This is a genomic window from Dermabacter vaginalis, assembly GCF_001678905.1.
GTDB lineage: Bacteria > Actinomycetota > Actinomycetes > Actinomycetales > Dermabacteraceae > Dermabacter > Dermabacter vaginalis.
On record NZ_CP012117.1, the window covers coordinates 955,206 to 968,637 of the forward strand.

Genomic DNA, 13,432 nt, shown 5'->3' on the forward strand with positions numbered 1-13,432 from the left:
TCCCCATGTTAGTGCTCTGGTGAAGGAATAAGCGTGACGTAGCCGTCGGTATCGATCGAGGCGAGCGAGGACGTCAATACCCACCCGTCCGCGCTCAGCACCGAGGTCGTCTCATCGGGTTTCTTCCAGTAGCCGTGAAACACCCGAGGGCCTTTGATCATGAGTTTTCCGACGGTGCCCGGGCCCACAACGTGCCCGCGGTCGTGCACGTCGACGACCCGCACCTCGATCGACGGAAGCGGCGTGCCCACCGTGTGCTCACGCCCCTCCACGGAGGTGCGAAGGAACAGGGCGACCCCCGCTTCTGCCCCATCGAAGCTCACCACGAGTGGCCAGCCAAGATCCCGGGCCCAGTCGCGCAGATTCGGCGTATGCTCCCTGCGGATGGGGCTCAAGGCAAGGCGAATCATGGGCGCTTTACCGGTGGTGCGCGCATACTCGGCGAGGAATCGGAAAACCTCGGTGTCACCTGAGATCACCGAGGGAGGGTTTTTCTTGAGAGCGCGCACGAGCGCCGAGTGGTCGAAGCGTGGGAAGAGAATCGTGTGGCGGCCATAAAACAGGCTCGTGGTGAGGGTGTCGGCAATCCCGATGGTCGAGTGCAAGGGCCACAGGGCGTAGCCCGTTTCGGTTCCCGCCGGCGCCGTTTCGAGATATTCGAGAGATTGATGGGCGAGCGCCGTCAGGTTTCCGTGAGTGATCATCGCGCCGAGTGCACTTGTGCGCGTGCCTCCCTCGTACACGAGAGCGGCGAGGTCGTTCGGTTCCGGGTACGGATAGTCCAGCGGAAGAGGTGCCGAGCCAAGAAGGTCCTTGAGCTTCGCGCGCGTGCCGAAGGAGAGAGGGAGCTGGGCGGGGCCCTTGGGTGGTGCCGCAACTCGCATGACGCCCTTGCCGCTCGCCTTCGCGATTTCCGCGAGCGCTCCCGTGAAAGTGAGGCGACGCGGTGCCTGCTTGGGAAGTTCAGGAGCCTGGACGGTAATCACGGTTTTCGGTCGCGCTTCTTCATCGAGCCCCGCGAGGGCATTGAGGCGGTATTCGGCGATAATGACTGCGACGGGGGAGTAGTCGGCAAACTCGCGGCTCAGGCGCATCATGGGCTCGCGATCAGAATGCTGAACGGCGATTGCGCCGATCCGGAGAACCGCGTGGAAGGCGATAACGGCATCGATGCTCATGGGCAGGACGATCGCCACGCGATCGCCCGCGCGAATGCCCGAATCCAAAAGACCCTGCGCGAGGCAGCGGATGCGACGACCGAGCTGGCCATAGCTCACACGTGTGCCGGTCATTTCAAGTGCCGTGCGTGAGCGGAAATGCGCGATGGCGAAATCGAGAAGTTCGGAGGCGTTGAGTGGAAGGGGGCGCGCGCTCAAGCGGTGAGCCGGATCATGTGAGTGCGGCTTCGCCGGGGCCATGAGCGCCCTCCTTTCACGTGAATGTTGGTGCGGGGCACGAGCGTGCACTGCGGGTGACGTGTGCAGTTTAGGGAGAGAACCTGCACGTTGACCTCAGGTTTCCCGGGCGTTTCGTGAGCACGCCCCGCGCGAAGCAGGTATGCGAGAGTAGCACCGTGAACGAGAGTCAGAATGCCGATGCAGGAAATGGGAACGTACGCCTTGATTCGTGGTTGCACGCGGTGCGGCTTTTCAAAACACGGTCGCTCGCCTCGAGCGCCATCAAGGCCTCACACGTGAGAGTCGATGGCGAGGTCGTCAAACCGAGCTTCCGGCTGAACATCGGCAGTACGGTTGCGGTGCGCCACCCCGGTTACACGAATGAGTACGTGGTCAAAAGCTGCTTGCGAAGCGTGTGGGAGCGCCGCTCGCGCGCGAGGCCTATACCGACATCTCGGCTCCGCCACCGCCGCAGTTGTTTGCTGCGCCACCTCGGCGCGCACGAGGAGCGGGGCGGCCTACGAAGAAGGAGCGCCGGGCACTCGATCGCCTTCGCGGCCGCGAGTCGCAAAATGGCAGGTGGCGAGCAATTTTTGACGATAATGAAAGTTGAGTGGAATAGACTCAACCTTGGTGGCGTTGCACGAGATGTAAGCGCGAAAGCGAGAGAGGCTGGAGAAGCGTCGGATCCCTCGGCGCCCGAGCCTTCCGCGTAGCGCACACCCACGTGAAAGGAGCGGAAAATATGCAATTTTCCTTTACACAACGCTCGCGCGAAGCCGTCGAAGCGGCCACGCGCAAAGCGGAATCATTCCGCAACACCAACGTCACCGGTCTGCACTTGCTTGCGGCACTTCTCGAGCAAGAAGATTCGATCGCCACGGCCGTTCTGGAGGACACGGGGGCACACATCGGTGCTCTCAAAGAACGTGTAGATCAGGAAACCCAGCGACTTCCCCGACTCACGGGGAACACCGATCAAAAGCCGGTCTTTCAAGGCGACGGCTACGACGCACTTGAAGCCGCCGGAAAAGAAGCCGGTGCCGGCATGGGGCAGGGTGCTGAGGGGTATATCTCGACAGAGCACCTGCTTTACGGAATCGCCAAGGCGGCGAAAACGCCTGGCGACATCCTCAAAGACTTCGGCGCGACCCCGAAAGCGATCCGCGCCAGCATCGCCACACTCACCAAAGGAACAAGCATGAACAAAGAAAACCCCGAAGGCTCCTTCAAGAGCCTCGAAAAGTTCGGGGTCGACCTCACGGCTCGCGCACGTGAGGGCAAACTCGACCCCGTTATCGGCCGCGATAGCGAAATCCGCCGTGTCGTCCAGGTGCTCAGCCGCCGCACGAAAAATAACCCCGTCCTTATCGGCGAACCCGGCGTCGGAAAGACGGCCGTCGTTGAGGGGCTCGCCCAGCGCATCGTTGAGGGAGATGTGCCCGAATCTCTTCGCGGCAAAACCCTCATCTCGCTCGACCTCTCCTCGATGGTCGCCGGCTCGAAATACCGCGGCGAATTTGAAGAGCGCCTCAAGAGTGTCCTCGACGAAATTCGCGACTCCAACGGCAACGTCATCACCTTCATCGATGAGCTCCACACCGTGGTCGGTGCCGGTGGCACAGGTGAAGGATCCATGGACGCCGGCAACATGCTCAAGCCCATGCTCGCGCGCGGCGAACTCCGTATGGTCGGCGCCACGACGCTCGATGAATACCGCGAACGCATTGAAAAAGATCCGGCGCTCGAGCGCCGTTTCCAGCAGGTATTCGTGGGTGAGCCGAGTGTTGAAGACACGATTACGATTCTGCGTGGCCTGAAGGACAAGTACGAGGCTCACCACAAGGTGACCATCTCCGACTCTGCGCTTGTCGCGGCGGCCTCGCTCTCGGATCGCTACATCAACAATCGTCAACTTCCCGATAAAGCCATCGACCTTGTCGACGAGGCTGCGTCGAGGCTGCGCATGGAACTCGATTCCTCACCCGTTGAACTCGATATTCTGCGCCGCCAGGTTGACCGCCTCAAAATGGAAGAACTCGCCCTCAAAGGCTCGGACGACCCGGGGTCGCTCGCGCAGCTTGCGAGCGTTCGCGAGCACCTTGCCGCCCGCGCCGAAGAGATGAACGAACTCTCCGCACGCTGGGAGCGCGAGAAGTCCGGCCTCAACGAGGTTGGCGAGCTCAAGGCGAAGCTCGAAGATCTACGCATGCAGGCCGACAGGGCTCAGCGTGAAGGCGACTTGAGCCAGGCCTCGAAAATCCTCTACGGCGACATCCCCGAGCTCAAAAAGAAGCTCGTGGAACTCGAACACGAAGAAGGTGCCGGGGAAGCCTCGAACGAGGAGGAGCAAAAGCCGCTCGTTGCCGACAAGGTGGGTCCCGACGACATTGCCGGAGTCGTCTCCGCGTGGACGGGCATTCCCGCGGGACGCCTCCTCAAGTCCGAAACGCAAAAGCTTCTCGATATGGAAGAGATCATCGGCAGGCGGCTTATTGGTCAGCATCGGGCCGTGACCGAGGTCGCCGACGCGGTGCGTCGTTCGCGCGCCGGTATCTCCGATCCGAACCGCCCCACCGGCTCGTTCCTCTTCCTTGGCCCCACGGGCGTTGGCAAAACGGAACTCGCGAAGTCCCTCGCCGAATTCCTCTTTGACGACGAACGCGCCATGGTTCGTATCGACATGTCTGAGTACGGCGAGAAGCACAGCGTTTCTCGCCTCGTAGGGGCGCCCCCGGGCTACGTCGGCTACGAAGAAGGTGGGCAGCTGACCGAGCAGGTCCGACGCCGCCCCTACACCGTCGTGCTCTTGGACGAGATTGAAAAGGCCCACCCGGATGTCTTCGACATTCTCCTCCAGGTGCTCGACGACGGCCGCCTCACAGACGGCCAGGGGCGCACGGTGGATTTCCGGAACACCATCCTGATCCTGACCTCGAACCTCGGCGCACACTTCCTCCAGGATCCGAGCCTCGACGACAGCGCGAAACGGGGCGCGGTCATGAACGCCGTGCGTGCGGCGTTCAAGCCCGAGTTTCTCAACCGTCTCGACGACATCGTGCTGTTCGACTCGCTCGGTCGCGAGGAGCTGCGCCATATCGTTGGTCTCCAGGTTGCTTCGCTCGCGGCGCGTCTCAAGAACCGCCGCATTACGCTCGACGTGAGCGAAGCCGCCGAGGATTGGCTTGCCGAACGCGGCTTTGATCCGGCCTACGGTGCGCGTCCGCTCAAGCGGCTCGTGCAAAAGGAGATTGGCGATGCGCTCGCGCGCCTTATCCTCACGGGCGAGGTCACGGATGATCAAACGGTCACGGTTGACGTGGAGCACGGGGAGGGCGATTCTTCCCGCCTCGCACTCCACTGAATTCCATAGGGGTTGTGGGGGTTATTCGCACCCTCCACTGGATTCCATAGGGGTTGTGGGGGTTATTCCTCGGGTTTAGCCCCCGCAACCTCCCGCATTGCCTGGCGCCGGAATGCTTCGCGAACCTTGATCACGAGAGGCCACTCGTGAGGCTCCGGCGCCAGAGTGTATGGCGATGACTTAAAGTTGACCCGATTGATGCGAGGCATCCCCGGCGCGTCTATTCGATACTTCGTTGGAAACTCGTCGCACCAACCGACATACGGGAGGTCGTCTTTAAAAATCGGGACGACCTCCCACCCTTCCTCCCGAAGAATCTCGGCGTGGTAGTGGTCGCGCGCCGCTCGTTGCGGCTCCTCGTGGGAGCTTCCCTGATACTCCACAACGACCTTCTGGGCCGGATAGACGAGGTCGCGATCGGGAACGACGATTCCTCCGGGAAGCGGGATAGGAATATTGAGCTGCGGTTCGGGAAGCCCTGCCTCGACGAGAAGAAGGCGGCACAGCGTCTCCTGAGGTGAATCGGAGCCTACGCGAATATTGTCGAGCGCCCAACGCGTGTTGGTGGCACCGTCGATTTTTGGATAACTTTCGCGCGCGCTCTTAAGGCTTGCCAATGTGCAATAAGGCCGGCTTCGCCCCTCGTAATTCGGGCGCGGTTGGCGCACGAGGTAGTCGCCTACGGCCACGAGCTCAAACGGGTTCAGCACCGTCGCAAGATCAAGGAACGTTCGTTCGCGAGACATAATCCTGAGCGGCTCTGTCCACAAGGGCGCGGTGGAGGGGTGCCACGGCATTCCGACGCCTGCTGAGCCACCGTCGGCACCTACACCCGCAAGAATCTGCTCGGGCTCCACATCAATGACATCGTCGCTTACCAAAAGATGCTGCCGCCATTCGGCACACGGCTGAGGAGGGGAGCGGTGATAGTCGGGGTAAACGAAATCCGGGACGCCACTGGACTTTTCGGGAGTGTGAAGTCTGCTGTTCGGGAATTGCAGGCAATCCCACGCGAGGAATCTGGTTGGTAGAGGAAATCCCCAGAAGAGTGCTGCAGAAATTTGAGAGAGCGCGGCTTTGGGGCAGGCGTGCGTCACGATGCGCGCGTAGTCCCAGCTTGTGGGCGAATGCGCCGTCGGAGCGTAAATTCCCCGGTAAAGCTGCTGATAATTGGGCCCCCGAAGTTGATCGCGCGTGACCGCCCTGGCATAGGCTTCTTGGGAGGTGAATACGGTGTGCGCGAGGGCGGCCGGGATAGGAGCTCGGGTGCGTGCCATAGCTTGCATGCTATGGATCGAAAAGGCGTCACCATGCGCGTCCCAGGGCGGAGTGGTGAAACCGAGAGGTGTGGAGCGCGAGCCGCCGCAGAGTGTTGGACGAGCGTCGCTGTGTCGTTTCGAAGCGCTCCTCAAACCCAAGAAGTGTGGGGGTCTGAGCACAAAGACTCAAACCCCCACAACCCCTATGCAATCCAGTTAGGAGAGGACGAGGTTGACGAGCTTCGGCTCGCGCACGATGACCTTTCGCACCTCGTGTCCTTCGATGAGCTTCTGCACGCGCTCCTCGGCAAACACTGCCTTTTCGAGGTCTTCCGCCGAGATCTCCGGGTCCACCTCGATGCGGTGGCGCACCTTGCCCTTGACCTGGATGACGCACGTGACAGCGTCGGCAACGAGGTACTGCGGATCCGCAACAGGGTAGGAAGCGCGCGCGAGCGACTCGTCGTGACCGAGCTTCGCCCACAGTTCCTCCGCAAGGTGCGGAGCGAACGGCGAGACCATGAGCACGAGTGCCTCGACGGCCGAACGCGGGGCGCCGTCGCCATCGCTCGCGACCTTCGTGAGGTGGTTGACGAGCTCGATGAGACGCGCGATCGCCGTGTTGAAGCGCATGTGCTCCATGTCGGCGCTCACCGCGTCGATGGTCTTATGCACGGCGCGCAGAGTCTCCACGCTCGGCTCGGCATCGCTCACGACGCACTCACCGGTCTCTTCCGAGACCGCGAGGCGCCACAGGCGCTGAAGGAAGCGCTGCGAGCCCACGACGTCGCGCGTGTTCCAAGGGCGCGAGAGGTCGAGCGGGCCCATCGACATTTCGTACACGCGGAACGTGTCGGCACCGAACTCGTCGTACATGTCATCGGGCGTCACGATATTGCGCAGGGACTTGCCCATCTTCCCGTATTCCTGGGTCACGGGCTTACCGTCATAAGTGAAGGAGCCGTCGGCTTCCTCGACAACCTCGGAGGCGTTGACGTACACGCCGCGCTCGTCGCGGTACGCGTAGGCCTGCACATACCCCTGGTTGAACAGAGTGTGGAACGGCTCGGCGCTCGCAAGGTAGCCGCGGTCGAACAGGACCTTGTGCCAAAAGCGCGCGTAGAGCAGGTGGAGAACGGCGTGCTCAACACCGCCAACGTACAGGTCAACACCGCCCGTGGGCGCGCCTTCGCGCGGACCCATCCAGTACTGCTCGTTGGCAGGCGCGGAAATCTGTTCGTCGTTCGTCGGGTCCGTGTAGCGGATTTCGTACCACGAGGAGCCTGCCCACTGAGGCATGACGTTCATTTCGCGGCGGTAGCGCTTCAGGCCATCGCCAAGGTCAAGCTCGACCCACGCCCAGTCATCGACACGCGAAAGCGGCGTTTGCGGTTCGGTATCCGCATCGTCGGGGTCAAACGTCTTCGGGGAGAAATCGTCAAGCTCGGGAAGCTGCACGGGGAGCTGATCGACCGGGAGGGCGATCGGAACCTCGGGCGCGTCTTCCGCGTACACGATCGGGAACGGCTCGCCCCAGTAGCGCTGTCGGCTGAAGAGCCAGTCGCGCAAGCGGTACGTCGTCTTTGCGTGGCCAAAGCCCTTCCTCTCGGCGAACTCGGTTGCGGCGGCGATCGCCTCGGCCTTGTTCATGCCGTTCAGGTCAAGTTCGGCGCTTTGCGAATTGATCTTCTTGCCGTCGCCCGTGTACGCCTGGCCCTCTTCGAAGTCGGCCGGGGGCTGCACGGTGCGAATGATCGGAAGCTCGAAGGCGCTCGCGAATGCGTAGTCGCGCTCATCCTCGGCGGGAACTGCCATGATCGCACCGGTGCCGTAGCCCATGAGCACGTAGTCGGCGGTGAACACGGGCAGCGCGCGCCCATCCATGGGGTTCACGGCGAAAAGACCCGTGAACACGCCCGTTTTTTCGCGCGAATCGGCGGTGCGCTCATCCTCTTCGAGGGCTGCGGCGCGCTCCTGATAGGTAGCCACAGCTTCACGGGGGTTCGCCGCTCCACCGGTCCACGCCGCCTTCGTGCCCTCGGGCCAGGACTCCGGAAGAATGCTGACATCAACCAGCAACGGATGCTCAGGGGAAAGCACCGTGAATATGGCGCCGAACAGCGTGTCCACGCGGGTCGTGAACACATCGAACGTGGCATCGGCGAGGGCGGGGCTAGCGTCGGACTCCAGCGCGAACGTCACCTGCGCACCGCGTGAGCGGCCGATCCAGTTGCGCTGCATGGACTTGACCGATTCGGGCCAATTGACGGTCTCGAGATCTTCGAGAAGTCGATCGGCGTACGCGGTGATCCGCAGGTTCCACTGCCGAAGTCGGCGCTTGAACACGGGGAAATCGCCGCGCTCGGAGCGGCCCTCGGCCGTGACTTCCTCGTTCGCGAGCACGGTGCCGAGACCGGGGCACCAGTTCACGGGAGTGTCGCTCACGTAGGCGAGGCGGAAACAGTCAACGAGCTCCCGCATCTCCTCGGGCGTGTACTGGATGAGGTAGTCGAAGGGCGTGTCGTGCTCGGGATTCCAGTGCTCGTGATCCGGTTTGCGGTCGTGCCACATCTGTGGGATCTCGATGCCCTGCTGCTCAGCGAGGGCGTACGGATCAACATCGCGATCCTGGATCGCACCCTTGAGCTCCGAAATGGGACGTGCAGAGCCGCGCGTGCCGTCAGCCTTCACGAAGTTCGGGTCGTACCACGAGTCGAACAGCTGGAGGAACACCCACTGGGTCCACTTGACGAACTCGAGGTCGGTCGTGCGCAGCGAACGCCGTGAGTCGTGTGAAAGACCAAGGCGGAAAAGCTGGCGGGCCATGTTCGCGACGTTTTCGTCCGTCGTGACCCGCGGGTGTGTGCCGGTCTGGATTGCGTACTGCTCGGCGGGCAAGCCAAAGGCGTCATAGCCCATCGTGTACAGCACGTTCTTACCGAGCATGCGATTGTGGCGCGCGACGGCGTCGGTCGCGATGTAGCCGAGGGGGTGGCCCACGTGAAGCCCCTTCCCCGAGGGGTAGGGGAACATATCCATGATGAACATCTTTTCGCCGAGTTCTTCGGCGGTGCGGCCATCGGAAAGTTCACCCTCGGGATTGACGGCGTTGAACGTGCCCTTCTCGAGCCACAGCTTTTGCCATTTCTGCTCGATCTGTCCCGCGAGTTCAGCGGTGTAGCGGTATGGGGCCTCAGCCATCGTGTCCCTTTCCTCGTGTCGGTTTCGTGCGCGGCAGGTCTCGAGCGCGCATGCACTGCCTCCAGTCTACGTGCTGCGCCTTTGGAGCGTTGCGGGCGGGTCCGACGCTTGCGTAGCCTCGATTGCGGCGCGTGTTTTGCGGGGTGGACGCGGCCCGTAGGATGGGTGCATGGCGATTCATTTGAGTGAGTATTCCGAGTCTTGGGTGGGCGACTTCATGGGGGTCGCCACGACCTTGGTAGACGCCCTTGACGGCCACGGAGGGCAAGGGATCGAGCACATTGGTGCGACCTCGGTTCCGAAAATGGTGGCGCGACCCATCATCGATATCGCGGTCATCGCCGCTCCCCTCGCGCTTGAGGAGGCGTGTGAGGCGCTCGCCCCACTCGGCTATGTGGCCGGGGGAGAGAAGCAGGAGGGGGAGGGCTACCGCAAGCTGAATACTCCCACCTCGGGCGTTTTGCACGCACTCACGGTCTTCGAGGAAGACTCCCCGCTGCTTCATGCGAGCATCGCTGCGCGTCAGGTTCTCATGAATAGCCCGGAGCTCGTCGCCGAGTTCTCGGGCTATAAGCGAGGGCTCGCATTCACGGGTGCGATTGACGTGGAGGAGTACCGCGCCGCGAAGGTGCCCATGTTCCAGAAGATCCTGCGCGAGGCGGGGATGGACGAGGAGGCTCTCGCGGGTCTCGCCGCGAGTTTTTAGGCGCCCTCGGCGAGGCGCTCGGCGAGGCGCGGTATTGCGCGCTCGAGAACGTCGAGCGTTCGATCGAAGTCTTCGGCGCCGCCATACCAGGGATCGGGCAGGGGATCGCCCGGCTCTGACTCGGGGTCGAAGTCCGTCATGAGCGCGAGTTGTTCCTCGCGCGCGCCGAGCGCACGTAGCCGGTCGAGGTGGAACTGCTCGGCTGCCACAAAGAGGTCGGTGTTCTCGATGTCGGTGGCGCTCACTTGTCTGGCGGCATGCCCGCTCGCGTCGTAGCCCTCGGCTTCGAGCACGCGAGCCGCGCGGGGATCCATGGGGTTGCCGATTTCCTCGCTGCTCACCCCGACGGAGTTCACGGTAACGCTTCCGCCACCGTCGAGCGAAGAGAGCGCGGAAAGAAGAATGCGTTCGGCCATTGGGGAGCGGCAGATGTTGCCCCAGCACACGGTAGTAACGATCATGCCTCGACCCTAACGCAGATCGCTTCTCACGCGCCGAAGAGCGACGCAATCACCATGAGCGCGATCATGGTGCCGACCGATGTCAGCAGCGCGATATCGCGCGTCATCTCCTCGCCAACCTCGTAACGCGCAGCGGCGACGTACACGTTTTGGGCGGTGGGAAGCGCTGCGAGCACGACGGCCGCGTAGAGCTCGGTGCCCGCGAGACCAAAGGCCCAGCGCGCGAGAGCCCACGCGATGAGAGGCATTGCGAGAAGCTTGAGTGCTGTGGCGAGGAGGATGTCGGCGCGATGGCCCGCTTCCTTCGAGAAGGGCTTCGAGGCGGTGAGCGACATGCCGAACGCGAGGAGCATTCCCGGGATGGAGATGCCCGCGATGACGTCGATCGGTTCAACGATGAAGGCGGGGAGGTGAAGGTCGAAGCCGAGAACTGCGAGGCCCGCTGCGGAGGCGATGATCATGGGGTTCGCAATGATTGTTCCCGCGAGGGCGCGCACGCTCGGTCGTTGCCCCGCGACCGCAGAGTGGAGAACCGACTGGAAGAGCGGCGTGAATACCGCCATTTGCCACAGCGCCACAGGCAGGGCGAGCGCGACGTCGCCAAGCACGTAGGCGGCGATAGGGAAGCCCATGTTCGCGCTATTGACCATCGAAGCCGAAACCGAGGAGATCACGGCGTGGGGCAGATCCTGCTTGAGGAAAATAAGCGAGAGAAGTGCGGCGAGCGAAGTCGTCAGGAGCGCCGCTAGGGCGGCGACCGCGAAATTCGCGGAGAGCACGAGGGCGAGATCGCTTTCGATGAGCGACACGAACACGAGGCACGGCCCCGCGAGGAAATAGGTGAGGCGATTGAGCACGAAACGGGCTTGCGGGCCCATGAGGTTGCTCCACCCCGCAAATGCGCCCACGGCGACGATCACGGCGATCACGAAAAAACCGCTCACGACCCTCGCCACGGAGGCTACCTCGAAGAAATCTGGTCGGGTGCGCCCGGAACCGCCTCGGCAGGGTCGTTGCCGAGTGCGACGATGCGGTTCTTCTCATCGACGTGAACGATACGCGGCGTGTGGGCGGCGGCTTCTTCGGGGGTGAACTGCCCGTAGGCGATGAGGATCACGAGATCCCCGGGATGCACGAGGTGGGCGGCGGCGCCGTTGATCTTGATATCCCCGCTACCCGCCTCGCCGCGGATGACGTAGGTTTCAAGGCGAGCGCCATTCGTGACATCGACAATCGCCACGAGCTCGTTCTCGATGAGGCCCGCGGCATCGAGTAAATCGGCATCGACCGTCACCGATCCCACGTAATGGAGATCGGCTTGCGTCACGGTGGCACGGTGGATCTTGGAAGTCATGAGTGTTCGCAGCACGATGCTTAAGTATTCCATCCCAATCGCGCACCTGCGAGGGTGCCGGACGTGAGTTTGCGAACGAAGAGACCGCGGCTCCCTTCCCGCAGTGGGGGTCGCTCACGGATACTTGAAGCGTTTACCGCCCTACGGGGCCCGGCGCTACGGCGCTCACGAGAAACACCGGACCGCGCGAAGGCGCGAAGAAAGGGGCCATCATCATGCCCAAGTCACGCAGAGTCCACAAAGCTGAACGCTTCGATGCGATGGCGCTTCCCGAAGAGCTCGTACAAGAGCTGCAGGCGCAGGGTTTTGAGCGCGCCTTCGAAATCCAGGAAGCAATCCTCCCCGACGCGCTCGCGGGCCGCGATGTTCTCGCTCGAGCCGAAACCGGATCGGGCAAAACCTTGGCTTTCGCGCTGTCCATGTGCGCACGCTTTCGCCACCGCAGCTCGCACAGGCGTCGCCCGCTCGGCATGGTGCTTGTTCCCACCCGCGAGCTTGCCGTGCAGGTCGTGGACACGATCCATCCGTTCGCGCGCGCCGTGGGCATCAAGGCACAGCTCGTCTCGGGTGGCATGAATATTGACAAGCAGGCCGATGCTCTTCGCCGCGGCGTCGAGATCATCGTCGCGACGCCGGGCCGCGTCGTGGATCTCGCCCAGCGTGGCGACCTCTTCCTCGACCGCATAGAGACGACCGTGATCGACGAAGCTGACCACATGGCCGACCTCGGCTTCCTACCGGTTGTGACCGAGATTCTCGCGCATGTCGAAATGGGCACGCAGAAGATGCTCTTTTCGGCCACGCTCGATCAGCAAGTCGACGCGATTACCGATCGTTTCCTCGTAGACCCCGTGACGCACGAGACGACGCCGGTTGCCGCGGCCGTGCAGAATATGCGCCACGTCGTGTATGCGATCAACCCGAAAAAGAAGCGCCAGATTACCGCGCAGATTGCCGCACGCGATGGCCGCACACTCCTTTTTGCCCGCACGCAGCTTGGCGCCGAACGCGTGGCCCAGGAGCTGATCGAGGTGGGCATTCCCGCCGCTGCCCTTCACGGTAATAAGCAGCAGGGACTTCGCACGAACGTTCTCGCGGGGTTCCGCCAGGGCGCCTTTGACGTGCTCGTGGCGACCGACGTTGCCGCGCGCGGAATCCACATTGACGATGTCTCACTCGTACTCCACGTCGATCCTTCCGACGACGCGAAGGAATATGTGCACCGCTCGGGCCGAACCGCGCGTGCCGGTGCCTCGGGTGTTGTCGTGACGCTGGCTCTTCCACACCAGGAGAAAAAGACACGCCAGGTGTTGGAAGCGGCAAAGGTCGAACCTGAATGGAGTGAGGTGAACTCCGAGACCGACGAGGTGATCCGGTATGTCGGAGGAAGGACGCCGAGCGGAACCCCCGCCCGGGACCCTCAGCTCGTCAAATACAAGGGGGCGCCCCGTAAGCTCGATGTCACCAGGATGCGCGGGGCCAACTCGAAAAACGCCGCCGAAAGGCGCGAGAACGAAAAGCGCCGCGCGGTCTACGACGAGCACGAGAGGTCTTCCTCTTCGCGCGCGTCCGGCCCGGGCAAAGGCCGCCGCACGGGTGGAAAAAAGCGAGGGTCCGACGCCCGCCGGGCACGAGGTGCTTCCACCACCCGCCCACGCGGCCAGCGTCGGTCGCGCTAAAGCTCAACCAC

Annotated in this window: 9 protein-coding genes and 1 pseudogene; 4 read left to right on the plus strand and 6 right to left on the minus strand. The window is 62.8% G+C overall.

The features are described 5' to 3' along the window. Positions 1–8: 8 nt before the first annotated feature. Positions 9–1,418, minus strand: a complete 1,410-nt coding sequence (locus tag DAD186_RS04035; protein ID WP_065247603.1) for an AMP-binding protein — start codon at positions 1,416–1,418, stop codon at positions 9–11. A gap of 155 nt (positions 1,419–1,573) precedes the next feature. On the opposite strand from DAD186_RS04035, the pseudogene DAD186_RS04040 reads away from it, so the two are divergent. After that, a pseudogene (locus DAD186_RS04040) lies at positions 1,574–2,010 on the plus strand (RNA-binding S4 domain-containing protein). Between the two features lie 132 nt (positions 2,011–2,142). Then, a complete protein-coding gene (gene clpB / locus DAD186_RS04045; RefSeq protein ID WP_065247604.1) occupies positions 2,143–4,761 on the plus strand; it encodes an ATP-dependent chaperone ClpB in 2,619 nt (872 codons plus the stop codon). Between the two features lie 62 nt (positions 4,762–4,823). Here the strand turns inward: clpB and DAD186_RS04050 are convergent, their stop codons facing one another. Beyond that, complete coding sequence (locus DAD186_RS04050; protein WP_157457081.1) at positions 4,824–6,038, minus strand: hypothetical protein; 1,215 nt, start codon at positions 6,036–6,038, stop codon at positions 4,824–4,826. Positions 6,039–6,236: 198 nt separating this feature from the next. Continuing rightward, a complete protein-coding gene (gene leuS, locus DAD186_RS04055; RefSeq protein ID WP_065247606.1) occupies positions 6,237–9,221 on the minus strand; it encodes a leucine--tRNA ligase in 2,985 nt (994 codons plus the stop codon). Positions 9,222–9,390: 169 nt separating this feature from the next. On the opposite strand from leuS, the gene DAD186_RS04060 reads away from it, so the two are divergent. Beyond that, on the plus strand, positions 9,391–9,927 hold the full coding sequence (locus DAD186_RS04060; RefSeq protein ID WP_065247607.1) for a GrpB family protein: 537 nt from the start codon (positions 9,391–9,393) through the stop codon (positions 9,925–9,927). On the opposite strand, the gene DAD186_RS04065 is transcribed toward DAD186_RS04060, so the two are convergent. Genes DAD186_RS04065 through panD form a run of 3 tightly spaced genes read right to left on the minus strand, consistent with a single transcriptional unit; the run spans position 9,924 to position 11,757 of the window. Beyond that, the gene (locus DAD186_RS04065; protein WP_065247608.1) at positions 9,924–10,388 is read right to left on the minus strand and encodes a low molecular weight protein-tyrosine-phosphatase; all 465 of its coding nucleotides are present in this window, start codon (positions 10,386–10,388) and stop codon (positions 9,924–9,926) included. The two genes, DAD186_RS04060 and DAD186_RS04065, sit on opposite strands and share 4 nt — an antisense overlap. A gap of 26 nt (positions 10,389–10,414) precedes the next feature. Then, positions 10,415–11,332 carry an AEC family transporter gene (locus tag DAD186_RS04070; RefSeq protein ID WP_157457082.1) on the minus strand — a complete coding sequence of 306 codons (918 nt, stop codon included), beginning with the start codon at positions 11,330–11,332 and terminating at the stop codon, positions 10,415–10,417. Between the two features lie 17 nt (positions 11,333–11,349). Continuing rightward, a complete protein-coding gene (gene panD / locus DAD186_RS04075) occupies positions 11,350–11,757 on the minus strand; it encodes an aspartate 1-decarboxylase (protein ID WP_065247610.1) in 408 nt (135 codons plus the stop codon). A gap of 200 nt (positions 11,758–11,957) precedes the next feature. Between panD and DAD186_RS04080 the strand changes: the two genes are divergently transcribed. Beyond that, entirely contained in the window at positions 11,958–13,421 is a 1,464-nt protein-coding gene (locus DAD186_RS04080) for a DEAD/DEAH box helicase (RefSeq protein WP_065247611.1), read from the plus strand. Positions 13,422–13,432 lie beyond the last annotated feature (11 nt).